Origin of the sequence: Pararobbsia silviterrae (genome assembly GCF_003628125.1) — a bacterium.
Classification (GTDB): Bacteria; Pseudomonadota; Gammaproteobacteria; order Burkholderiales; family Burkholderiaceae; genus Pararobbsia; species Pararobbsia silviterrae.
In genome coordinates this window covers 86,098-110,785 of record NZ_RBZU01000014.1, presented here as the reverse complement: position 1 = coordinate 110,785, position 24,688 = coordinate 86,098, and the positions used below count along the sequence as shown (strand labels likewise).

The window sequence follows — 24,688 nt, the reverse complement described above, 5'->3', positions numbered from 1 at the left end:
CCGTCCGATAGGGTCTTGCGCACCGCGCGGTCGTCCCTCGCACGCGCGTCCGTCGCCCATGTCACGCGACGGGACTGAACGCCCGAAACCGGGCCGCGCATCGCGTCGTGTGCCGACCTGCCCGAAGCCGGTTGTCGCGCCATGCCACGCCCCTGCGTCTCTGAACGCACCGGCTGCGGCGCGTCGCTTCTTTGCCTCTCCACCGCGAGTTTCCGCGGCATGCCCGGTGTCGGCGCCCTAAGCGCCGTCACGCGATACGCGCCCGCCATCCGCGCCGTGTCGTCGGCGATCGACGCTGCGCCGCGCATCCGCAGCGGGCCTGGGGCTTCGGCGGGATCGATCTCCCTCGGCAGCCAATCGAACCGCGCCCCGTCCTGCGCCGATGTTCTGGATGACGTCGACCTCTTTGATGACGTCGACGACATCGATGACATCGATGACGATGTCGTAGCCGATCCGGATCGAATCCCGGTCAAGGATGCGTAGAGCGGCTCCGATGACATGGCGAGCACCGGCGCGTAAATTGGCTGGTGAGTCGGCTCGTCGATCGGCTCGGGCGAAGCATCGGACACCGATCGATCACGCGACCCCGATGATGCGTCACGGATCGATGCCGGAGACGAAGACGATGCAGACGAGCGTGTATCGGCGAAGGCTTGCTGCGGCCTCGGCGGCGGTTTGGCGCTCGCCGCATGATGCACCGGAGCCGGAAACGCCGAAGCGGATGCCTGTGAGGCTGCGCGCGGCGCGTCCGAGACCGAACGATCACGCGCCTCGGAGGGAACGGCCGCAATCGGCGAGTAAGGCGACGTCAAAGGCAGCGTTTCGACGGGGGCCGTCCCGAGCCGCGACCCGCGGTAGCGATTCCAGCCCGACGTCGAAGGGCTCGTCCTGTCGTCGACATCGCTGACACTGCTCGTATCGCCCGGATCGCGAAACGCGCGAGGCGGAAGCGGCGGCGGAGAATCGGAACGATCGGCCACGTCCGCGGATCCGGTCGCCCATCTCGACGCGCGCTCCTGCGCGCGACGTGCCGCGTCATCATGCGCACCGCTCGCCGATGACTCGCCGCGTGCGTTCGGCACGCGATCGGCACGATGCACGGTTGCGTAGACGGGCTGACTCGATCCCGCTCGGGGCACGTCGATACGTTTCGCGAAGCGCTGCGATGCGATCCGCGCGCGCTCGGTATAGTCGGGCGGCGGGACGGCGGGCAATCCGGGCACATCGTAAATGCGCCGCGTGGGATTCGCATACGGGATCTCGCCGAGCCGCGGCGCGGCGGTGCCGTCATGCACCATATTGTCGGGATCCGAAAAGCGCCTATAACTGAGCAATACGACGTTCTTCGACAGATTCGGATCCGCGAGCATCCGCGTTGAATGGTCCGTGCACTCGCGCGTCCAGCGCAGGCGGAGCGCCGAAAATCGATTCGACACCGCACGCAGCATGCCTCGGAACGGCGAGCGCCTCGATGTCGGGCTCGACGTCGCCGACGCACCTTCATCCGGCACGGCGACCGCGGACCGCGCATCGCGCCGATGCATCCGGGCGCCGCGCCGGCTCTCGTTCGCCTCGGGCGCCTCGGGCGCATCGGGCACCACGTAGGTCGGCGTCGACGGCGACGCCGAACGACGCGTGCTCGAATTGGATTCAGCGCGATTGCCATGACGAGCGGCGCGGCCTCGCTCACCTCGATCTTCGATCGATCCGCCCCGCACAGCGGCAGGGTCCCGCGTGCCGCCGTGGTCCGGACTGCGGGCCGTCCCGTGCGCGGCACCTTGACCCTGCGTGGCCGCCTGGCTTCGTGCAAAGTCGTGTGCGGTGCGGGGCGTCGGTCGCGCCTCGATGCTTCGCGCGTCCCCATGATCGCGCGCCGCCGCTCCCGCCTGCGCGCCCCATCCCGACAGCGCGTGCGCCCGTGCCGATTCAGCGGGTTGATACAGCCTGACGACAAGTTCGGGTTTGGTGTTCGACGGGTCCCGTCGCGTGTCGCCCAGTCGAATCGAAATCGGCTTCGCGCGTTCGATCACACGCCCGATCGGAGGCTTCGTGTAGGAAAGAAGGGTCATGATGCGTCGTCAATGGAAGTGGACAGGAATCGGTGTCATGGGTGTCGCACACGGTGTGACACATACGGCGTCACGCGCTTGCGCGACGATCAATTCGGGACAATGCGCGCGATCGTCGGCACACATTTGCACGTTGCGATCGCGGTGGCGGAGGCATCACCGAATCTCGTAGAATGCAGGCTTCGCGCACGCGCACGTCCTATGCGAACGCGGTCCGTTTGCAACCCGATTGCCCATCGTGGCCGGAGCCTTCCGTTGAGCCAGAGTCCCCGCATCGAAATCGCCCCCCAGGGGCCCACCCTTTCGCGGGTCACCGCCGGCATGTGGCGTCTCGGCGAATGGAACATGAGCCCGGCCCAGCGCCTCGCCTGGATCCATCACGCCATCGAGCGCGGCGTGACGACGTTCGATCATGCCGACATCTACGGCGGCTATACCGTCGAAGCGTTGTTCGGCGAAGCCCTTGCGCTCGAACCGTCGATTCGCGAGCGCATCGAGATCGTGACCAAATGCGGGATCGCGCTGACGACGTCCAATCGTCCCGCGCACACGCTCAAGCACTACAACACGAGCACCGCGCATATCGTGTCGTCGGTCGAGCGCTCGTTGACCGAGTTGCGCACCGACCGGATCGATCTGCTGCTGATTCACCGCCCTGACCCGCTGCTCAATCTCGACGATGTGGCCGAAGCCTTCGATCGGCTCCACACCGAAGGCAAAGTCCTGCATTTCGGCGTGTCGAATTTCAGCCCGTGGCAATACCAGTCGTTGTCGAGCGCCATACGGCTCGTCACGAATCAGGTCGAGTTCTCTCCACTGCGGCTCGACCCGATCACGGACGGCACGTTCGATCAATTGCAGTCGCTCGGCGCATCGCCGATGATCTGGTCGGCGCTCGGCGGCGGGCGACTCTTCGCATCGGACCCGAACGATCCGGACCCGGCGCGCACCGCACGCATCCGCAAGGCGATCGACGTGCTCGCCCAGACGCTCGGCGTCAGCCCGGCGACGATCGTCTACGCCTGGATTCTGCGACTCCCGAGCAAACCCCTCGTGCTGACCGGCTCGCAGCGCCTCAGCGTACTCGACGAGGCGGTTGCCGCCACGAACGTGACCTTGTCGATTCAGCAATGGTTCTCGATCTACGAGGCCGCGCTCGGTCACGAAGTCCGCTGATCGAGCGGCCGCGGACGCGCACCCCGAAGCGCGTCCTCCACCGGCCGCCGACCGCGGTCGACACGCTCCGACGCCGATCGGCACGTGGCGCGGCACGATCCCATCATCAGAGCCGTGTCGATTCGAGCACGTCCGAGTCGTCGTCGGCCCGCTCCGGAGCGGCACGAGCATGGATGGCCACGTCGCGCGGCCATCCATCGCGGATCACGCTCCGCCGCTCAAGCCCGGCCGCACTCGTCAAACTCATCGATCGCGCCGTCTGAAGACTTTGTGAACGCTTGATCGGCGTCCAACTGCCGATGGAATCGACGTCGAATGTCGACGACAGCCGACCGGATGCGAGGCTCATGTTCAGGCCCTCGTGCAAACTCGAAGGCGCGCTCGATCGCGTTCGCGTCGAGATCGCATCGCGCGTCGCGTGCCAACTCGCACGGCTGTGCGGCACCCATCGCGTGTTCATACGCGGCTCGAACAGCGTGTGCCGTCTTTCCCAACGATCGCCGGCAAGCGGCTCGGGCAATGCGGCGGCAGACTCGCGCCGAGTCGCGTCGGACGGCGTCTCGGCCTCATCGCCGCGGTCGGGTTGTTCATGGCGCTCGATCGACTTGAGCAATTTCGGAATCGAATCGACGCAAGGCGCGCCGAGCGCGAGCGCCGCGAGAATCGTCACAAAGCGGTGCAACAACGGAATCGTCCATTCGACGAAGCTCTGCGCGATCTCTGGCGCGCTGTCGCGCACGTCGAGTTGTTCGGTCGAGCCAAATTGCTGGAGTGTGCGCCGCGTCCCCGATTCGGGCACGACGATATGCTTGAGCAGCCTCCCCGCGCATTGCGCGACCTGCCCATAGGCGCCTTCGTCGGGCACATGCGTCAGCGCGCTCAACCAGGTCACGAACGGCCGAATCACGCGCGCCGCGAAATCGGCATCCGGCATGACCTCGCCGGACTGAAGCGCATCGCGAAACCGCTCGAACATCTGAACCACCCGTTCGCCGTTCGTCGAGACGGCCCCATGCTCGATCGCGAGACGAGCCGCCTGCGCAAGGAAATCTTCGCGCATCGCCGTTCCTGTCGCGACGGGATCCGCCTCGACCTTGCGACTCCCGCCCTCGCGACGCGACGACGGCCAGCACGCCTTCGACAAACCCGCGAACACCCCTCCAAAACAGCCGGCTTCCATTGGCATCGGAACACTCCACGCACGCGGCCGACGATCATCGATCGACAGTCGAATTCAGACACGCACGTCGCCGATGCGCGATAACCGCGTATCGGCGACGTGCAGCAATCGCGGCAGATTGCGCCCGGCGTGATGCTTCCGACTTGCATGAAACGGACTCGATCCCGCGTGCGTCCCCCCGCGCGCTTAGAACGGCGAATCGGGGAAGTAATACTCCTTCGCGTTCTCCTTCGTGACGAGCGGCGCGCCGATGATGAAGGTCCCGCGCACCGGCAGCTTTGCCGTCAGGTTCGCCGCCGTGATGTTCATCGCGGTCGCGACCATGCCGGGCGGATACAGCACGTCCACGGGAATCATCTTGTCGCCGTCGGCGACGCGCTTGATCATGTCCTTCATGCCGGCCCCGCCGACGACGAACTTGATGTCCGTCCGGTTGGCCTGCTTGATCGCTTCGAGCACGCCGACCGCGATATCGTCGTCCTGACACCAGACGGCATCGATATGCTTGTGCTTCGCGAGAAAGTCCTGCATGACCTTGAAACCGTCGTCGCGATTCCAGTTCGCATACTGCATGTCGAGCACATTGATCTTCGTGCCCTTGATCGCTTCCTGGAACGCCTTCACGCGCTGATCGTCGATGACGGTCGGGATGCCGCGCAGCACGACGATATCGCCCTCGGGCAAGTTCTTCTTGAAGTACTCGCCCGCGATGCGGCCAAGTTCCGGGTTGTTGCCCGCGACATAGAGATCCTGAATCGTCGGGTCCTTGAGGCCGCGATCGACGACCGTGATGAACACCCCCTTCTTTTTGACGTTCGCGAGCGTCGAGGTCAGTTCATCCGAATTCTGCGGCAGCACGACGAGCGCATCGATCTTCTGCGTCGACGTCATGTCCTCGATCGCGCTCGCCTGCTCGGCGCCCGACGGCGACGTCTTCACGATGATCTTGAGATTCGGGTACGCCTTGCGCAGATTGTCCGCCTCTCGGTTCGTGAAGTAGACGACGCCGCCTGTCCAGCCGTGATCCGCGGCCGGGATCGAGACCGCCATCGTCTGGGCCGACGCGGCCGGCGCGTCGCCCAACACGAGCCCGACACACAGGCCCGCGCCGAGCGCGGCGCCGGTCAACCGTTTGCTGAAGCGTTTGTTCATAGTCCCCTCGCTGAGAGTTGTGAGCGGGGTCCCCTCTTTCGAGCGACCGCGGACCCCCGGCGGTCAAACGCCGCGCGTCACGACTGCCGGCTGCGCAGCGCGCGCTGCGCGAGCATCGCGACGATGATGATCGCGCCTTGCACGGCGCCGATCAGGTACTCGCTGATATGGTTCGACAGCACCATGATGTTGCCGATGACTTCGAGAATGATCGCGCCGAGCACGGTGCCCCAGATTCGCGCGGAACCGCCGCGCAACGCGGTGCCCCCGATCACGACGGCCGTGATCGCCTGAAGCTCCCAGAGCAGCCCGGTCGTCGGCGTCGCCGAGCCCAGGCGCGGCACGTAGATGATCGTCGCGACACCGACGCACAACCCCTGGATCACATAGGTCAGCGTACGCACGCGCCAGATCGACACGCCCGAATACCGCGCGACCTCTTCGTTCGAACCGATCGCGGTCACATGGCGGCCGAACGGCGTCCGATACATGAGCAGCGACGCGGCCAGTGCGGCAATCACGAACACGAGCACCGGAATCGGCACGCCGAGCACGCTGCCGAAATACACGGGCCGATAGAAGTCGCGCAGATCGCTCGAATGGATCGAAATCGTGCCGCCGTCGCCGAGATACGTGATCAGCGCGCGAAACACGCCCATCGTGCCGAGCGTCACGATGAACGGCTCGATGCGGCCGAACGTCGTGATGAGTCCGTTCGCGAGCCCGCATGCCGACGCGAGCGCGACGGCGACGAGAAACGGCACGGCGAGCGACGCGATGCCCGGTGCGCCGCTGCCCGCGTTGATCGTCATGATCATGACGCCCGCGACGAAGGCGGTCATCGATCCGACGGACAGGTCGAGGCCGCCCGCGCCGATCACGAACGTCGCGCCGATGCCGATCAGCGCGACGAACACGCACCGCGTGACGACATTGAGCAAATTGTCGGCGCTCATGAAATTCGGATTCACGAGCGTGCCGACCCCGAGCAGCAACAGGAGCGCGACGAATGGCGCCAGCGTCGCGAGGTCGGGACGCCAGCGTCGCGGCGTGGCGGGGGCGGCGGTCGTCGGTGTCGTCATCGTCTCGTACTCTTCAGGTCGGGTGCCGGGCAGCAGCGGCGTCGGAAGCGGCATCGGAAGCGGCATCGGAAGCGGCACCGGCATGCGCGGCCGCTACGGAGGCGTGCGTCGCGCCGGTCGCGAGCACGACGATCCGGTCCTCGGTCAGCGCATCGCCCGCGACCTCGCCGACGATGCGGCCCGCGCGCATCACGAGCACGCGATGACAGAGCCCGATGAGCTCCTGCATTTCCGACGAGATGACGACGCACGCCTTGCCGCTCGCCGCGAGCGCGGCGATAAACGCATAGATCTGGCTTTTCGTACCGATATCGATGCCGCGCGTCGGTTCGTCGATCACGACGATCGACGGTTCGACGAGCAGCATCTTCGCGAGCAAGAGCTTTTGCTGATTGCCGCCCGACAACTGCCGCACGAGCAAATCGCGGCGTCCGGCACGGATGTCGAAGCGCGCCTGCGCCTGCGCGAATCCGCGCTGCTCCTTCGCGCGATCGAGCATGGGACCCCGGCAGAAATCGGCCAATGCCGCGAGCGTCAGATTCGGCACGAGCGGCTGGTTGAGCAGCAGCCCCTTGCCCTTGCGATCCTCGGTCAGATACGCGACGCCCGCCTCGAACGCATCGCGCGCGCCGCCGAGCGCGCGCGGCTCGCCATCGATCTCGACGGCGCCGATACGCGCGGGCCGCAGCCCGAGCACCCCTTCGAACAATTCGGTGCGGCCCGCGCCGATCAGGCCCGCGAAACCCAGCACCTCGCCCTTGCGCAGCGCGAACGAGGCCTGCTCGACATGGCCGGGCACACGGGCGTCGCGCACGCCGAGCACGACCGGCGCATCGGCGCCCGGCGACGGCGGCTTCGGCGGATAGAGCGTCGACATATCGCGTCCGACCATCCAGCGCGCCATGTCGAGCTGGGTCATGCCGGCCGCAGCGCGCGTGACGACATGGCGTCCGTCGCGCAGCACCGTGACCGTGTCGGCGATCTGCTCGATTTCGTGGAGCCGGTGCGAGATGTAGACGACGGCCGTGCCCGCGGCCTTGAGCTTCGCGATGATGTCGAACAGCGCATGAGCTTCGTGAGGCGTGAAGACCGCGGTCGGCTCGTCGAAGATGACGACGCGATGCGGTTCGAGCAGCGCGCGCGCAATCTGCACGAGCGCGCGGTCGGCGATCGGCAGGTCGCGGATACGCGCATCGGGCGACGCGCGGCAGCCGAGCTCGGCCAGACGCGCCGTCGCGATCGCGCGCATGCGCCGGTCGTCGACCAAGGGTCCGCGGCGCAATTCGCGGCCGAGAAACAGACTCTGCGAGACCGTCAGGCTGTCGGCAAGCAGAATCTCCTGGTGAATCAGCACGACGCCGGCCGCCTCGGCTTCGACCGGTGTGCGAAATGCGACGGGCTTGCCGTCGAGCCAGATCTGGCCCGCATCGGGACGGTAGTGCCCCGAGAGGATGCGCATCAGCGTCGACTTGCCCGCGCCGTTCTCGCCAAGCACCGCGTGAACTTCGCCCGCGCGCACATCGAGGTCGATCTCGCGAAGCACCGTGACCGGGCCGAACGATTTACCCACGCGTTCGGCACGAAACAGTGCCGTGCGCGCGGGCGCCTGGGCCTGCGCAAGCTCGCCGTCGCTCATCATGTCTCCACTGATGCCCGCCGGGCGAGGCGATGCGTGCCGCCTCGCTCATCTCGGATCGAGCGGGCGCCGCCCATTCGATCCGTGCCGATTGCTGTTACGTATCCGCTACCGCGACCTACACGGCACATGCCCCGGAACCTGTCCGGGACACGGCCTCATGCGTGACACCGCGACCCGCTACGGCGGCGACCGTCCAACGCGCGCGTCATCGGGCGCGTGCCCGAGAGCAGTTCAAGCGCACATTCGCCGGCCCATTCAACCGCCCCTCAGCGGATCGCGCTCCGAACACCGCTCAGAGCTTGACCCACGTCCCGCCCTTGCTCGACGACTTGACGGCCGCCTCGATAAACGCGACCCCCTTGAGACCGTCGTCGATCGTCGGAAACGCAATGGCCGGATCGAGCTTGACCGGCTTGTCGCGACCGGTCTTGCCCTTCTTCGCGCCCTCGTTCCGATACGCGCGAATCGCGCGCGCGACCTCGGTATAAATGTTCGCGAAGCCCTCGAGATAGCCCTCCGGATGACCGGCCGGCACCCGCGAGACGCGCGCCGCCGAAGCGAGCGCCGCGCCCGTGCCGCGTCCGATGATCTGCGTCGGCTGGCCGAACGGCGTGTACAGCAGATGATTCGGTTCCTCCTGCCGCCACTCGAGACCGCCCTTGCTGCCGTACACGCGGATCGACAGATTGTTCTCGTTGCCCGGCGCGACCTGGCTCGCCCAGAGCATGCCGCGCGCGCCGTTCTTGTAGCGCAGCAGAATCTGGGTGTTGTCGTCGAGTGTGCGGCCCGGTCCGAAAGCGTGCAGATCGGCGAGCAGCGTCTCGACTTCGAGGCCCGTAATGAAGTCCACGAGATTGAAGGCATGCGTACCGACGTCGCCGATGCAGCCGCCGGCGCCCGAACGCTTCGGATCGACGCGCCACGCGGCCTGCTTCTGCCCCGACTTTTCGAGCGACTCGGTCAGCCAGTCCTGCGCATACTGAACCTGCACCACGCGCAGATCGCCGAGCACGCCGCGCTGCACGAGCTCGCGCGCATGCCGGACCATCGGATAGCCCGTGTAGTTATGCGTGACGCCGAACACGAGGCCCGTCGATTCGACGAGCCGCTTGAGCTTCTTCGCGTCGGCGAGCGTGGTGGTCAGCGGCTTGTCGCAGATGACGTGGATGCCCGCCTTCAGAAACGCCTGCGCGGCGGGCGCATGCATATGGTTCGGCGTCACGATCGCAACGGCTTCGATGCCGTCGTCGCGTTGGCTCTCGGCCTTCGCCATCGCTTCGAAGTCCGTATAGATGCGGTCCGCGTCGAGACCCAGCGCGAGGCCCGAGGCCTTGGCCTTGGCGGGCGTCGAGGACAATGCACCCGCGACGAATTCATATTCGTCGTCGAGCCGCGCGGCAATCCGGTGAACCGCGCCGATAAACGCGCCTTCGCCGCCGCCGACCATGCCCAGACGGATCTTGCGCTCGCGTTTGACGGTGCCGCCCGATTCAATCGTCATGCTGACTCCTTCCCCAGGGGGATTACGTTGTTTTAGCTTTCGGCGCGCTGACTCGCCAATAGGGGTTAGCGCGCAGCGCACGCGGGATGCGCGCGCGGCGCGCTCGCGCAAAGCCCGCGCACGCGCCGCGGTCCCGATCGATCAGATGCCGAGCATGCGGCGGTTGGCCGCGTCGTCGACGCCCGACGCCGCGAAGTCGTCGAACGCGCGCTCCGCCACGCGAATGATGTGATCGGCGATAAAGCGTGCGCCCTCGGCCGCGCCGTCTTCGGGATGCTTGAGCGCGCACTCCCATTCGAGCACAGCCCAGCCGTCATACCCGTATTGCGTGAACTTCGAGAAGATCGAGCGGAAATCGACCTGGCCGTCGCCGAGCGAACGGAACCGGCCCGCGCGATCGACCCAGCCCTGATAGCCGCCGTAGACGCCCTGGCGGCCCGTCGGACGAAACTCGGCGTCTTTCACGTGGAAGATGCCGATGCGCTCGTGATAGATGTCGATGTATTCGAGGTAATCGAGCTGCTGAAGGACGAAGTGGCTCGGATCGTAGAGCAGGCGCGCGCGCGGATGGCCGCCGACGCGTTCGAGAAACATCTCGTAGCTCACGCCGTCGTGCAGGTCTTCGCCCGGATGGATTTCATAGCAGATATCGACGCCCGCTTCGTCGAACGCATCGAGAATCGGCTTCCAGCGCTTCGCGAGTTCTTCGAACGCGGCTTCGACGAGGCCGGCCGGCCGTTGCGGCCACGGATACAGATACGGCCATGCGAGCGCGCCCGAAAAGCTCGCGTGCGCGCGCAAGCCGAGCCGGCGGCTCGCCTTCGCGGCGTAGTGGAGCTGCTCGACGGCCCATTGCTGGCGCGCTTGCGGATTCTTGCGCACGCTCTCGGGCGCGAAGCCGTCGAACGCCTCGTCATACGCCGGATGGACGGCGACGAGCTGACCTTGCAGATGGGTCGACAACTCGGTGATCTCGACACCGTGCGCGGCGAGCGTGCCCTTGACTTCGTCCGCGTAGGTCTGGCTTTCGGCGGCCTTCTTGAGGTCGAACAGACGTCCGTCCCAGCTCGGGATCTGCACGCCCTTGTAGCCGAGCTTCGACGCCCACGCGCCGATCGCGTCGAGCGAATTGAACGGGGTCTCGTCGCCCGCGAACTGGGCGAGGAAAATCGCGGGGCCCTTCATGGTTTTCAAAGCCACTTCGTCTCCTCCGACACGGACGCGCGATGCGCGCGGTGTCTCAAATTATGGGGATGAGCGCGGCGCCGGGCGATGCGTCATACGGCATGACCGGCCGGCGTCCATCGCGCTGCGGACGATCTTACCGCCCCACCGGCCCGTCGTCGGCCGGACATCGGCCGATCCGAAAAATCGCAGGCAGCGGACGCGATTTTCGCAAAAAGCTTGCCGCCGCGCCGGGACGTCGCGCAGAGACGTCGCGCAATACCGTCATGACGGCACTGCGGCGCGCGCGACGCGCCGATATCATTCACATACGTGTCGCATCTCGCAAAAGCTCGCGAAAACCCTTACCTCAGAAATGAGAATGGTTTGCATTTGAGCATCTTTTAAGGCATCCTTTCATATCTCCTTACCCCGCCTTCCCGCCTCTGCCGAGGCCCGTCGTCCGCGACGGACCGCGCAAACGGGAATGCCGCCCGGAACACCATCGTGGACCTGACGCTACGCCATCCGACCTACGAACGACGCGATCCCGCGGCGCCCGGCGCCACGCTGGCGACGGCGTCGCCGGTCACGATCCTCGCAAGCCTGCAATCGAACACCCACGCGCCGCGTCTGCAAGCCGTGCGGCGCTGGGCGCCCGCGGCCGCTGCGATGCTCGTCGCGCACGTGATCGGCGGCGTGTTCGTCCTGCGGCTGATCGATCATGTCCCGCCGCCGCCCGTGCCCGAGCGCGAACTGACGGTCTCGCTGATCGCGCCGCCGGCGCCCGTCGCGGTGCCTGTGGCGCCGCCCGAAAAACCCGTCGAGCAGCCCAAGCCGAAGCCCGTCGTCCATCATGTGCCGGTGCCGAAGCCGATCACGCCGCCGACCCCGATCATGACCACGCAGGCGCCCTCGCCCGACACGGCCGCCGCGCCCGCCCCGCCGCCGCCCGCGCCTCCCGCACCCGCGGCGCCGGCCGCCCAGGCGACGCCGAGCGCGGCGCCTTCTCACGCATCGAACGGCGCGCCCGTCAACGTCGCGCACCTGACCTGCGACGGCGAGCCGCCTGAATATCCGGTGCTGTCGAAACGCCGCGGCGAAACCGGCACGGTCGTCGTCGCGATCACGGTCGACACGCAGGGCGTCGTGCGCGCGGCGACGATCCGCACGAGCAGCGGTTTCGAGCGCCTCGATGACGCCGCCCTGCAGGCTGCGCGCGAACGCTCATGCCAGCCGTATCTCGAGAACGGCACGCCGGTCTCGGCGACCGCGCTGCTGCCGTTCGCGTTCCGGCTGCAAGGCTGATCACCTCCCATTTCACTTTCCTGGATCTCTGGAGTACCGATGCAATCGTATGGAATCGCCCACGTCTGGGCAGAGGGTGACTTCGTCACGCACGCTATCGGCGTCGTGCTGGCCGCGATGTCGATCATTTCGTGGACCGTGATCGTGCTCAAGCTCACGCAGCTCTGGCGCGTGCAACGCATCACGCAACGCACGGAAGCGCAGTTCTGGAACGCATCGGACTACGCGAGCGGCCTGCAGGCCCTGAACAGCGTCGCGCGCAATCCGTATGCGGCGCTCGCCGCGAGCGGTCACGAAGCCGCCGCGCATCACGCGGCCAGCGCGCCGCAACTGCGCGACCGGCTCGACATCAGCGAGTGGATCACGCGCGCGCTCAAGAACTCGATCGACGACACGATCGTGCGCCTGCAAGGCGGCCTCGCCGTGCTCGGGTCGATCGGCAGCGTCGCGCCGTTCGTCGGGCTGTTCGGCACGGTCTGGGGGATTTACCACGCGCTGCTGTCGATCGGCGCGAGCGGCCAGGCCTCGCTCGAACACGTCGCGGGTCCCGTCGGCGAAGCGCTGATCATGACCGCGTTCGGTCTGTTCGTCGCGATCCCGGCCGTGCTCGGCTTCAACGCGCTGAGCCGCGGCAACAAGGCCTTCGTCACGCGCCTGAACCGCTTCGCGCACGCCCTGCATGCGCTGCTCGTCACGGGCGGCCATCTGAGCAGCGAAAGCTTCAGCGTGACCGCGAACCTCGGCTTCGGCCAGAACACGGGCACGCATGCGAACACCGCGTCACGCGCGGCGACGCACGCGGCGGTCCACTAAGCGGCGAGGCATCCGAGATGGCCACCTCCAGTTTCTCGAATGACGACGACGACGGTCTGATGACCGAAATCAACATGACGCCGCTCGTCGACGTCATGCTCGTGCTGCTCATCGTGTTCATGGTCACGATTCCGGTGCTCAACCATGCCGTCAAGGTCAATCTGCCGCAGGCGACGAGCCAGCCGCAGGATCTCCAGCCCACGCATATCGACGTCAGCGTGCAGGCCGACGGCACGGTGTTCTGGAACAAGCAGCCGATGACGCCCGAGCAGGTCAAGGCGGCCATCGCGACGGCCGCGTCGCAGGCGCCGCAGCCGGAAATCCATCTGTACGCGGATCGCGCGGTCCGCTACGAGGCGGTCGCCGATCTGATGTCGGAGATCCAGGCGAACGGTCTGTCGAAGATCGGCTTCGTGACGCAGCCCGCGACCCAGCCGTAATCGATTCGGACCCGGCCGCACGCCGGGTCCGACCTTGCATCGCTTCCCCCCGCCCGCCTTTCGTCCCCGCCTCGCCCGCTTCTTTCTGGTCGATGGCTCGTCGGCTTATCGTCGGCTTCTCGCCCAGTCCTCGCCCGCCCCACGCCTGACGCCGATTGGCCGTTTCCGCCTGCGATCTGCTTCCGTTCTCGTGCCGATCGATCTCGCATTGATCTGTTGAACGTCTCGTTTGACGTTCCTATAACGCGCATCGCCATTCAAGCGATATTGCACCGCATTAAATATAGCCGGCACGCCAATCAACACGTTATTCGCAATCGGCGCAAACCCGAATTCAACGTCAATATATCGAACAGGGATATCACGAATCGGCATCCGTTTTTGATCCATCCCAAAGCCGTCATGCGCCGTTCGCGCTCGACGCTTCCGCCGCCCTAAAAAACATAATGCCTTCGCGCATAATCGTTTTCATTTTCGCGGAACGCATGCCGATATCCGATCTGTCCTGAAAAGTAGATCGATAACCAACGCACGCCATGAACTTCTTAACGAATCTCAAAGTCGGCACCCGCCTGTCGGCGGGTTTCGGTACTTGCCTCGTTTTGCTCGTGATCGTTTCGGCATCCGCGCTCGTCATGATGTCCCGTCTGCAACGCGATATTTCGGAAGTCACGGACGACCGTGTCGTCAAGATTATCGATCTGCAGACCACGCGCGACAAAATCAACGCAATGGCCATCGTCATGCGTAATTCGCTGATTACCGGCGATATCGATGTCGCCGAAGTCACCCGGCGCCGCAAGGAAATCGAAGACCGGTTCGCCGCATTACGCCCGGCGATCGTCAGCACCGAAGGCCGCGCCTTGCTCGACGCGGTCGAAGCGGCGCGCAAGACCTACGACGGCAAACTCGAGACCGTGATTCCCTTGATCGATGAAGGGCGTCTGTTCCAGGCCAAGCCCAAATTGACCGAAGACATCCTGCCCGCGCAGCGCGCCTATTTCTCCGCGATCGACGGGCTCGTCGACTATGAACTCAAGCTCAATCGCGTCTCGACGGCGAATGCGAGCCTGACCTACCGGACCGGACTCGCGGTGCTCGCGGGCCTGACCGCACTGGCCGTCGCGATCGGCATCGTGTTCGCGGCCGGCATCGCGCGCTCGATCACGCGACCGCTCGCCGCGGCCGAGGGCGCGGTCGCCGCGCTCGCGCGCGGCGAGCTCTCGGTCCGGGTCGAGGCTCATGCGTCCGACGAAGTCGGCCGCGTCATGACCGGCTTGTCGGTCGCGATCGGCAATCTGTCCGCGCTCGTCTCGCGGATCCAGACCGCGTCGTCGACGATCGACACGGCATCGCACGAAATCGCCGCGGGCAACACGGACCTCTCGCAACGCACGGAACAGCAAGCCGCGTCGCTCGAGGAAACGGCGTCGTCCATGGAAGAGCTCGCGGGCACCGTGCGCCAGAACGCCGACAACGCGAAGCAAGCCAGCCAGCTCGCGATCGGGACGTCGGGCGTCGCGCAGCGCAGCAGCGATTCGGTGCGGGCCATGGTCGACACGATGGGTGAAATCGCGCGCTCGTCGAGCAAGATCTCCGAGATCATCGGGGTCATCGAAGGCATCGCGTTCCAGACGAATATCCTCGCGCTCAACGCGGCGGTCGAAGCGGCGCGCGCCGGCGAGCAAGGCCGCGGCTTCGCGGTCGTCGCGGGCGAGGTCCGCACGCTCGCACAGCGTTCGTCCGTCGCGGCGAAGGAAATCAAGGAACTGATCACGGGCTCGGTCGATCGCGTGAATGCGGGCGTCGAGCAAGCGGAGTCGGCGGGCCGCACGATGGCCGACGTGCTCGCCTCGGTCAAACGCGTCGACGATCTGCTGGCCGAGATCGCTTCCGCGTCGAGCGAGCAGTCGAACGGCATCGAGCAGGTCAATCGCGCGGTCAATCAGATGGACGAGGTCACGCAGCAGAACGCGGCGCTCGTCGAACAAGCCGCCGCGAACGCGCATTCGCTCAGCGAACAGGCGAACGATCTGCGCGAGGCCGTAGCGGCGTTTTCGATGTAGAACGCGCGTTTGGCCTTTTGGCCTTTTGGCCTTTTGGCCTTTTGGCCGTTTCGCCGCCTGGCCGCCTGGCCGCCTAGCGGTTCGGCAGTTCGGCAGTTCGGCAGTTCGGCAGTTCGGCAGTTCGGCAGTTCGGCAGTTCGGCAGTTCGGCAGTTCGGCAGTTCGGCAGTTCGGCAGTTCGGCGGTTCGGCGGTTCGGCGGTTCGGCGGTTCGGCGGTTCGGCGGTTCGGCGGGCCAGTCTGGCCCGTGCGCCCGTCGCCGCCCAGGCGCTCATCTCGCGCCGGACCCGACGTCGAATCCCCGCCCGCGGCGTGGTACGCTCGCGCCTATCTCGCGCTGCCGGCCGCCGCGCGCCGTCGCGGCCCGCGCGCCCCGTCCCTGCCCCGTCTTGCTAACGCCCCCCGCTGTCGATGCCCCACCTGCCCCCCGACGAACATCTTCCCCGCACGCGGCTGCTCTTCGCGCTGACCGCCGAGCGCCTGTCGGCCTATTACGAATACGCGGCCTGGATGACCGACGCGCAGGCCGTCCAGTTGACCAATATCTGGCTCACGCGCACGCGCGTCATGCTGACGCTCGGCGAAAAACGCGCGTTCGCCGAACTCAGCGACCGCTTCGCGCGCGAACTCGCCGACGCCGTCTCGCGTGAAGCGGGTCTGTTCATCTCGCACGAGCTCATGCAGGCGCTCGATCCCGACTACCAGTCGGCGATCGCAATCGACGTCATGAACGATTGCGATGCGCGCCTACGCGACGCGGGCCTGCTCGGCGACGACGGCGCCGCGTAGCGCAGCGCCATCGGCAGTTCTCCGCCGGATCGAGTGAAAAATCGTGCCCGGATGCGCAAGCATGCGCACGACACCCCCATTTCGCCCGCCCCGTGCGGCCCGCACGCGCGATATGCGCGCTCCGCGCAATCCGCACGATCGGCGCTTGCGCGCCCCGCCGGGCACATGGCTTGCTCATTTCCCGATAAGCGCGTAACGGCGAAGCGCCGTTCGGTGTCGGCCCCCCTGTTCGAGACTGACACCGATCGGGAATCGCCAGCCTTGCCGGTCACTATGACCGGCTTGTAAGATGCGCGCTGGCTTGCGGCACCCCGACGCCCGGTCGCGACTCGATCGCCGCCGCGCGCCCGAGGCAGCAGCGGCCGGCTCGAAGCCTCGCCGCTCCGCCCCGTTGTCGACGCACAGCGGGCGGATCGGACGATCCGACGGCCGGTGCGGCGAGCCGCTCCCTATGAATGCATGACCGCCGTCGGACGCCCCGGCGCCGCGCGGTCGCAGATGTTCGGTGCCCCATATTGAATGTGAACGCCCACAGAACGCGTCGCGCACCGGAGCGTCGCTCGACGAGATTCCGGCCTCCGGCCCGGATATCGGTGCCCTTGATCGCGCTGGCGCTCGTCCTGGCCGGCTGCGCGCTCTACTCGTTGATCCGCGGCCCCCTCGCGCCTCATCGCGACGCGATGCCCGGTATCGCCTCGATGCTCGTCGCGATCGCGCCGCCCGTCGCCTTCATGCTGATCGCGGCCTGCCGGTTGTCCGCCCGCTGGCGCGCGCTCATCGTCACGGGGGTCGTCGCCGCGGCGGCGTCCGCGGTCTGGATCGGTCATACCGATCACTCGCTGCGCATGATCCGCTTCGCCTATCTCGTCGATCACGTCGTCGCGAACCTGATGCTCGCGCACTGGTTCGGCCGCACCTTGCGGCCCGGCATCGTGCCGTTCTGCACGCAGGTGGCGCGGCGCGTGCACCGCACCGTCTCGGACCGCGTCGCGCGCTATACGCGCAAGGTCACGCTCGCATGGGCCTGCGTGTTCGCGCTCGTCGCCGCGACCTCGCCGCTCGTCTATGCGGCCGAGGCGTTCGAAACGTGGCTGCACTTCGTCTGGTGGTCGGCGGCGCCGCTGACGATCGGCGTGTTCATCGTCGAATACGCGGTGCGCTGCATCGTGATTCCCGCGCACGAGCGCACGACGGCGGTCGACATGATCCGCGCGATCGCGACGATGCCGATGCCGGGCTCGTCCACGCGCTCGCGCGCGAACGCGCGCTGACACGGGCGCACGCATCATGACCCACCTTGCGCTGATCGCCCATCGGCACGCGGACGCGATCGTCGCGCGGCATCGCGGCATGCCGATCACCGCGGCGCGGTTTATCGCAGACGTCCGCACCGTGGCCGCCACGCTGCCCGCGGGCACGCATCTGCTCAATGCGTGCGGCGACCGGTATGCGTTCGCGGTCACGCTCGCCGCGGCGATGCTCGATCATCGGATCACCTTGCTGCCGTCGACGTACACGCCCGAGGCCGTCGAACGGCTCAAGGAGTTCGCGCCCGACACGTTCTGCGTCGCCGACTCCCATACCGAGCACGTCGCGCTGCCCACGTTTCGCTATCCGATCGCGTTGCCGTGGGAAGCCGCGCAGGCGGATCGATCGGAGACCGAGATCGATGCCAATGGCGATGGCGATGGCGAAGCCAGCGTCGAACGTCAAGCCGGAGCCGAGACCGGAGTCGGAGCTGACGCCGGACCGCGGGCAGGATCGACCGCGTTCGAGGTGCCGCGTATCCATGCCGATCGCGTCGTCGCCTATGTCTTCACGTCGGGCTCGACGGGCGTGCCCGTCCCGCATCCGAAGACCTGGGGCCGCCTCGTGCACAGCGTGCACGTCGCGAAGACCGCGCTCGGCCTCGACGACACGCGCCCGCATACGCTCGTCGGCACGGTGCCGCCGCAGCATATGTTCGGCTTCGAATCGACCGTCCTGCTCGCGCTGATCGGCGCGCAGATCTTCGAAACGGGCCGGCCGTTCTACCCGGCCGACGTCATCGACACGCTCGCGTCGGCACCCGAGCCGCGCCTGCTCGTGACGACGCCCGTGCATCTGCGTTCACTGCTGAGCACGCCCGAAACACCCGCCGCGTGGCCCGCGCTCGGCCTGATCCTGTCCGCGACGGCGCCGCTCTCGCAGACGCTCGCCGAACAAGCCGAGCAGCGCTTCGCGGGACCGCTCAAGGAAATCTACGGCAGCACGGAAACCGGCCAGATCGCGACGCGGCGCACCGCGACGGATACGGACTGGCTGCTGATGCCGGGCATCCGGCTGAGCTGGCAGAACACCCAGGCGTGGGCCTCCGAAGGCCATATCGAAACGCCGACCCCGCTCGGCGATCTGCTCGAACCGCGCGGCGAACCCGACGCCGACGGGTACGTGCGCCGCTTCGTGCTGACGGGCCGCACGGCGGATCTCGTCAATATCGCGGGCAAGCGAACGTCGATCGGCTATCTGAACCATCAGATCGCGTCGATCGACGGCGTCGAGGATGCGGGGTTTTATCTGCCCGATGACGAGACGCCGGGCATCGTCACGCGGCTCGCCGCGTTCGCGGTCGCGCCCGGCCTGTCGGCCAATGCAATCCTGACCGCATTGCGCCAGCGCGTCGACCCCGCCTTCCTGCCGCGCCCGCTCGTGCTCGTCGATGCATTGCCGCGCAACGAAACGGGCAAGCTCGTGCGCGCGACGCTCAAGTCGCTCTATGAACGGCACGTCGCCGCGCAGAAGCACGCCCGAGCGCCCGCGCAGACGAACGACGCGCCCCTCGTCTTGCCGATTCCGCACGACCATCCGGCCTATGCGGGCCATTTCCCGGGCCGGCCCGTCCTGCCCGGCGTCGTCCTGCTCGACGCGGCGCTCGATGCGATCGCACACGACACCGGACGCGCCGTCAGCGCGTGCGCGCTCGCATCGGTCAAGTTCCTGAGCCCGGTGACGCCCGGCGAAACGCTGACGCTCGAACGCAAGGCGAGCCCGTCGGGCGCGATCGAATTCACGATCCGGGCAAGCGAGCGCATCGTCGCGCGCGGGACGGTCGCCTCATGACGACGACCCGCGACGGCGCGCCGCGCGCACGAACATTCCGCAAGAACTTGTTACACCCGCCCCGCAACGACCACGGTATGTTGACGCCATGAGTTCAACACCTTCAACCAACGAAACGTCGGCCTCGGCCGCCTCCGCTCGCGCGCCGCGCAAACGCCGGGCCGCGCAATGGACGCGCAATCCCGAACGCAGCTCGCTCTGGGCGTTGCGCAGCATGGCGCGCCTGTCGCTCGCGATCGGCCGTCCGCTGTCGCGTATCGCGCTGTTCCCGATCACCGCGTACTTCATGCTCTTCGCGCCGTCGGCGCGCCGCGCGTCGCTCGACTATCTGCGCCGCGTGCTGGGCCGCAAAGCCTCGCCGATCGACGGTTTCCGCCAGGTCTACACGTTCGCGACGACGATTCACGACCGGATCTTCCTGATCAACGACCGCTTCGATCTGTTCGATATCCGCGTGCACGGCGGCGACCTGATGCGCGATCTGCTTGAACAGGAGCGCGGCGCCTTCCTGATCGGCGCGCATCTCGGCAGCTTCGAAGTGCTGTCGTCCGTCGGACGCCAGTTCGCGGGGTTGCGTGCATCGATGCTGATGTACGAAGAAAACGCGCAGAAGATCAATGCGACGATCGCCGCGATCAATCCGAAGGCCTTGCTCGACATCATCCCGATGGGCCGCGTCGACTCGATGCTGCGCGCGGGCGAGCGGCTCGACGCCGGCGAAATGGTCGGTCTGCTCGCGGACCGCACGCCGGCCGACGAAACGACGGTCGAATTGCCGTTCCTCGGCGCGCCCGCGCCGTTCCCGGTCGGGCCGTTCCGGGTTGCCGCGCTGATGCGGCGCCCCGTCGTCTTCATGACGGCGACCTACGCGGGCGGCAACGCCTACGACGTCTACTTCGAACAGCTCGCCGACTTCTCGGATGCGGCCGACGGCGGGCGCCGCCGCGCCGAGCGAATCGACGCGGCCATGCGGCGCTACGTCGAATTGCTCGAAAAGCACTGCCGGCGCGCGCCGTACAACTGGTTCAACTTCTTCCCGTTCTGGTCGGAACAATCCGATAACGATCTATTTTGCGAGAACCTCTGATGCGCAGCGTGCCGCACGATGCGAGTGCCCGGGCCCAACCGCGATGCCGTCGGTCGTTTGCCGACGCGATGCCGAGCGCGGCGCGTGCCATTAAGCGTGCCGCCACATGCGTCGCCACGCGCGTCACGACGTACGTCACCGTCGTCGCGATCGCCGTGCTGACGTCGTACGTGCTCGGCGCGGCGTTCGCAATCCCCGCGCAGGCGCAAACACAGACACAAGTCCCCGCCCCGGCGCAAGGCCACGCGCCGCAGAGCGCGGCAAGCGAGCCGCCGAGCGCGGCGGCGCAGACCGGTCCGATCACGATCGACGCGCTCATGCATGCGTTCGCGCAACGCAAGTCCGGCGAGGCGCGCTTCAGCGAAGTCAAATACCTGTCGAATCTGCGCGGCCCCGTCGAGTCGTCGGGCACGCTCGCGTTTCGCGCGCCCGATCATTTCGAGCAGCACACCTTGAAGCCGCGCGAGCAATCGCTCGTCGTCGACGGCGACACCGTCACGATGTCGCGCGACGGCCGCGAACGCGTCGTGTCGCTCACGCAATACCCCGAGATCGCGACGGTCGTCGACAGCGTGCGCGGCACGCTGACGGGCGACCGCGCGCGGCTCGAACAAGCATATAAGCTCGCGGCCGAGGGGTCGGCGTCCGACTGGCATCTGACGCTGACGCCGATCGACACCTCGCTCACGCGCGCGATCCACCACATCGTCGTCAGCGGCGCGCAAGACGCCAACGGCCAACTGCAGATCCGCACGATCGAAACCATCCAGACCGATGGCGATCGCTCGGTGCTCACGATCGAGACACGCCCTTCATGAACGTCCGTGCGCCGCGCCCGCCCGGCCGCCCCGGCCAGGTGGCGGTGACGCTCTGGGCCTTGCTGCTGCTCGCCTGCGTGTTCGTCGTCTCACGCACCACGTTCACGACGGACCTGTCGGCGTTCCTGCCGCGCAATCCGAACACCGAGCAGCGCGTCCTCGTCGACCAGCTCAAGAACGGCGCGCTGTCCCGCACCTTGCTCGTCGGACTCTCGGGCGGGACGGCCGAGCAACGCGCGCAAGCGTCGATCGCGCTCGCGAGCGCGCTGCGCACGGATCCCGCATTCGAATCGGTCGTCAACGGCGCGCTCGATCCCGAGCAGCGCGAGCACGATGCCGCGCTGCTGTTTCGCTATCGCTATCTGCTGAGTCCCGACGTCAACGCCGACCGATTCAGCGTCGCGGGCCTGCGCGCCGCGCTCAACGACACGCTCGACCTGCTGAGCTCGCCCGCGGGCCTCTCGCTCAAGCCGCTCGTCAATCGCGATCCGACCGGCGAGACGCTGCATCTCGCCGATCAGCTCGACGCGGGCGGTCATCCGCCGATCCAATACGGCGCGTGGTCGTCGAAGGACGGACAGCGCGCGATGCTCGTGCTGACGACGGCCGCGAGCGGCTCCGACACCGACGCGCAGGAACACGCGATCGCGACCGTGCGCGATCGTTTCGCCGCGCTGCATACCCCGCTCGCGATCGAGATCACCGGCTCGCCGAAGTTCGCGGTCGACAGCCGCGCGACGATCAAGCACGAGGTCACGCGACTCTCGCTCGTCAGCGCCGTGCTGATTGTCGTGATCCTGCTGTTCGCGTTCCGCTCGGCGCCGATGCTCGGGCTCGGCCTGCTGCCCGTGCTGACGGGCGCGCTCGTCGGCGTCGCGGCCGTGAGCCTCGCGTTCGGCAGTGTCCACGGCATCACGCTCGGTTTCGGCACGACGCTGATCGGCGAAGCCGTCGACTACTCGATCTACCTGTTCATTCAGTCGAGCGACCGCACGCGGCGCGGGACCGGCCTGGGCTCCGACGATCGCGCCGGACGGCGCGCGGCGCGCGATGCGCGCGTGCGCCGCTGGGTCGCGCGCGCCTGGCCGACCGTGCGGCTCGGCATGCTGACGTCGGTCTGCGGGTTCTCGGCGCTGACGTTGTCGAGCTTTCCGGGGCTCGCGCAACTCGGCGTCTATTCGATCGCCGGGCTCGTCGCGGCGGCGACCGTCACGCGCTGGGTGCTGCCCGTGCTGACGCCGTTGACGCTGACCGTGCGCGATATGAGCGCCGTCGGCGCGCGGCTCATGCGCGTCGCGGACGCGGCGCGCCGCCACCGCGTGCTCGCGCTCGTGCTGATCGCGGCCTGGATCGCGGCCGCGTGGCTCACGCATCCGCGCGCGTGGCTCAACGACGAACTCAGCGCGCTGAGTCCGGTGCCGCCCCAGGCGATCGCCGAGGATCAGGCCCTGCGCGCGCAGATCGGCGCGCCCGATGCGCGCTATATGGTCGTCGTCTCGGCGCCGACGCTCGACGCCGTGCTCGAAGGCGCCGAACGCGCGGCGCCCGTGCTCGACCGTCTGAGCGCTTCGCATGCGATCGGCGGCTACGAAAGCCCGGCGCGCTATCTGCCGAGCGAAGCGACGCAACGGCAACGCCAGGAATCGCTGCCGCCGGCAGCCGAGCTGCGCGCGCGGCTCGCGCAAGCGGCCGACGGCACCCCGTTCGATCCCCAGGCGCTCGAGCCGTTTATCGCCGACGTCGACAGCGCGCGCACCCAGCCGCTGTTGACGGCCTCGTGGTTGCGCGGCTCGTCGCTCGGGCTCGGCGTGCGCGCGATGACCGATTGCTCGCCCGGACGCTGCCATGCGCTGCTGCCGCTGCGCGCGCCGTCGGCGTCGGTCGAGATCGACGCGAACGCCGTGCGCGCGGCGCTCGCCGGTGTCGACGACGGTCCCGCGCGCGTGAGCTTCGTCGATCTCAAGCAGGCCAGCGATTCGATGTACGACCGATATATGCGCGAAGCACTGCGGCTCGCGCTCGCGGGACTCGCGGTCATCGTCGCGTTGCTCGCGCTCGCGCTGCGCTCGCTCACGCGTCTCGTGCGCGTGCTCGGACCCTTGCTCGCGGCGGTCGTGACCGTTGTCGCGGGCCTCGGCATCGCGGGCGTCTCGCTGACGCTGCTCCATGTGGTCGGCTTGCTGCTGATCGTCGCGGTCGGTTCGAATTACGCGCTGTTCTTCGCGCGCCACGCCGAGCAGGACATGCCCGAGGCCATCACCTACGCATCGCTCGCGGTCGCGAACCTCACGACGGTTGCGGGTTTCGGCGTGCTCGCGCTATCGTCGGTGCCGTTGCTCAAGGCTTTCGGCGAAACCGTCGGCCCGGGCGCGATCCTTGCGTTATGTTTGTCGGCCCTGTTCTCGCGGCACGCGCCACGCCGCCCCGATCCTTCACCCGAACCGGCCCGCGAGGCCCCCTTGTCCTGATGCCCGCCGCTCCGACCTCGACCCCGATCGCCCGCGCACGCGTGCGTTGGCCGGCCATCGTGCGCGGCTCCGCCGGCCTGCATCTCGGCGCGGGCGCGATCACGCTCGCCGCGCCGCATCTCTGGCCCTGGACGCTCGGCGCGATCGTCGCGAATCATGCGGTGCTCGCGACGGGCGGCCTCTGGCCTCGCTCGCAATGGATGGGCAGCAACTGGATCCGCCTGCCCGACACGCCGCGCGCACGCACGGCGGTCGCGCTGAGTTTCGACGACGGCCCGGACCCCAACGTCACGCCACGCGTGCTCGATCTGCTCGACGCCGCGGGCGTCAAGGCGACGTTCTTCGCGATCGGCACGCGCGTGAGCGCGCACCCGGCGCTGGCGCGCGAGATCGTCGAACGCGGCCATGCGCTCGAAAACCATTCATGGCGTCATGTGCACACGTTTTCGGTCAGCGGCCCGCGCGCGATGCGCCGCGAGATCGTCGAAGCGCAGCGTGTGATCGCCGATACGACCGGTGTCGCGCCCCGCTGCTTCCGCGCGCCCGCGGGACTGCGCAACCCGTTTCTCGATCCGTTGCTCCAGCAGCTCGGGCTTCAGCTCACGAGCTGGACGCGGCGCGGCTTCGACACGCGCGAGGCCGACCCGATGCGCGTCTGCGCGCGCCTGCTGCGCGGTCTCGCCGCGCGCGACATCCTGCTGCTGCACGACGGCCACGCGGCCGGCGCGCGCGACGGCCGGCCCGTCGTGCTCGATGCGCTGCCGCGTGTGCTCGACGCGATCGCGCACGCCGCCCTTCAACCCGTCCTGCTACGCGACATGCTATGAGGGTTCGTC

Annotated in this window: 19 protein-coding genes; 13 read left to right on the top strand and 6 right to left on the bottom strand. The window is 67.5% G+C overall.

Translation table 11 applies throughout. The annotated features are described in order from the left end of the window. Positions 1-141 precede the first annotated feature (141 nt). Together D7S86_RS24265 and D7S86_RS24260 are read left to right on the top strand one after the other, a co-directional pair. Positions 142-486 carry a hypothetical protein gene (locus D7S86_RS24265; RefSeq protein WP_147432457.1) on the top strand — a complete coding sequence of 115 codons (345 nt, stop codon included), beginning with the start codon at positions 142-144 and terminating at the stop codon, positions 484-486. Between the two features lie 1,841 nt (positions 487-2,327). Further along, positions 2,328-3,248 (top strand): aldo/keto reductase, encoded by a 921-nt coding sequence (locus D7S86_RS24260; protein ID WP_240648387.1) that lies wholly within the window; start codon positions 2,328-2,330, stop codon positions 3,246-3,248. Between the two features lie 106 nt (positions 3,249-3,354). Here D7S86_RS24260 and D7S86_RS24255 read toward each other — a convergent pair whose 3' ends face one another. The 6 genes from D7S86_RS24255 to D7S86_RS24230 form a co-directional block, all read right to left on the bottom strand. Continuing rightward, positions 3,355-4,434, bottom strand: a complete 1,080-nt coding sequence (locus tag D7S86_RS24255; RefSeq protein WP_147432456.1) for a hypothetical protein — start codon at positions 4,432-4,434, stop codon at positions 3,355-3,357. A 180-nt stretch (positions 4,435-4,614) separates the two neighbouring features. Beyond that, positions 4,615-5,580 (bottom strand): substrate-binding domain-containing protein, encoded by a 966-nt coding sequence (locus D7S86_RS24250; protein ID WP_121090245.1) that lies wholly within the window; start codon positions 5,578-5,580, stop codon positions 4,615-4,617. A gap of 77 nt (positions 5,581-5,657) precedes the next feature. After that, positions 5,658-6,716, bottom strand: coding sequence for an ABC transporter permease (locus D7S86_RS24245; protein WP_240648386.1), 1,059 nt, complete (start codon positions 6,714-6,716; stop codon positions 5,658-5,660). Further along, positions 6,676-8,298: a sugar ABC transporter ATP-binding protein gene (locus D7S86_RS24240; protein ID WP_121090380.1), complete on the bottom strand. Its 1,623-nt coding sequence runs from the start codon at positions 8,296-8,298 to the stop codon at positions 6,676-6,678. Before D7S86_RS24240 ends, D7S86_RS24245 begins: the two co-directional genes overlap by 41 nt. A gap of 295 nt (positions 8,299-8,593) precedes the next feature. Then, positions 8,594-9,802 (bottom strand): Gfo/Idh/MocA family protein, encoded by a 1,209-nt coding sequence (locus D7S86_RS24235; RefSeq protein ID WP_121090241.1) that lies wholly within the window; start codon positions 9,800-9,802, stop codon positions 8,594-8,596. Between the two features lie 141 nt (positions 9,803-9,943). Next, complete coding sequence (locus D7S86_RS24230; RefSeq protein WP_121090239.1) at positions 9,944-10,996, bottom strand: sugar phosphate isomerase/epimerase family protein; 1,053 nt, start codon at positions 10,994-10,996, stop codon at positions 9,944-9,946. A 477-nt stretch (positions 10,997-11,473) separates the two neighbouring features. Here D7S86_RS24230 and D7S86_RS24225 point away from each other — a divergent pair, with 477 nt between their 5' ends. The 11 genes from D7S86_RS24225 to D7S86_RS24170 all read left to right on the top strand — a co-directional run bounded on the left by D7S86_RS24225 (position 11,474) and on the right by D7S86_RS24170 (position 24,679). Beyond that, a complete protein-coding gene (locus tag D7S86_RS24225) occupies positions 11,474-12,274 on the top strand; it encodes an energy transducer TonB (RefSeq protein ID WP_121090237.1) in 801 nt (266 codons plus the stop codon). A 39-nt stretch (positions 12,275-12,313) separates the two neighbouring features. Further along, positions 12,314-13,087, top strand: a complete 774-nt coding sequence (locus D7S86_RS24220; RefSeq protein ID WP_121090236.1) for a MotA/TolQ/ExbB proton channel family protein — start codon at positions 12,314-12,316, stop codon at positions 13,085-13,087. Positions 13,088-13,104: 17 nt separating this feature from the next. Continuing rightward, positions 13,105-13,527, top strand: coding sequence for an ExbD/TolR family protein (locus D7S86_RS24215; RefSeq protein ID WP_121090234.1), 423 nt, complete (start codon positions 13,105-13,107; stop codon positions 13,525-13,527). 536 nt (positions 13,528-14,063) lie between these two features. Then, complete coding sequence (locus tag D7S86_RS24205; RefSeq protein ID WP_121090230.1) at positions 14,064-15,593, top strand: methyl-accepting chemotaxis protein; 1,530 nt, start codon at positions 14,064-14,066, stop codon at positions 15,591-15,593. A gap of 409 nt (positions 15,594-16,002) precedes the next feature. Continuing rightward, the gene (locus D7S86_RS24200; protein WP_121090227.1) at positions 16,003-16,380 is read left to right on the top strand and encodes a hypothetical protein; all 378 of its coding nucleotides are present in this window, start codon (positions 16,003-16,005) and stop codon (positions 16,378-16,380) included. 593 nt (positions 16,381-16,973) lie between these two features. Next, positions 16,974-17,651, top strand: a complete 678-nt coding sequence (locus D7S86_RS24195) for a COG4648 family protein (RefSeq protein ID WP_147432455.1) — start codon at positions 16,974-16,976, stop codon at positions 17,649-17,651. Between the two features lie 16 nt (positions 17,652-17,667). Further along, the gene (locus tag D7S86_RS24190) at positions 17,668-19,479 is read left to right on the top strand and encodes an AMP-binding protein (protein ID WP_121090223.1); all 1,812 of its coding nucleotides are present in this window, start codon (positions 17,668-17,670) and stop codon (positions 19,477-19,479) included. An 88-nt stretch (positions 19,480-19,567) separates the two neighbouring features. Beyond that, entirely contained in the window at positions 19,568-20,566 is a 999-nt protein-coding gene (locus D7S86_RS24185; RefSeq protein ID WP_121090221.1) for an LpxL/LpxP family acyltransferase, read from the top strand. A 155-nt stretch (positions 20,567-20,721) separates the two neighbouring features. Further along, positions 20,722-21,384: an outer membrane lipoprotein carrier protein LolA gene (locus D7S86_RS24180; RefSeq protein ID WP_158602077.1), complete on the top strand. Its 663-nt coding sequence runs from the start codon at positions 20,722-20,724 to the stop codon at positions 21,382-21,384. Continuing rightward, on the top strand, positions 21,381-23,852 hold the full coding sequence (locus tag D7S86_RS24175; protein WP_121090217.1) for an MMPL family transporter: 2,472 nt from the start codon (positions 21,381-21,383) through the stop codon (positions 23,850-23,852). Before D7S86_RS24180 ends, D7S86_RS24175 begins: the two co-directional genes overlap by 4 nt. Then, positions 23,852-24,679, top strand: a complete 828-nt coding sequence (locus D7S86_RS24170) for a polysaccharide deacetylase family protein (RefSeq protein WP_205962888.1) — start codon at positions 23,852-23,854, stop codon at positions 24,677-24,679. The genes D7S86_RS24175 and D7S86_RS24170 overlap by 1 nt, the downstream gene beginning before the upstream one ends. Positions 24,680-24,688: the final 9 nt, after the last annotated feature.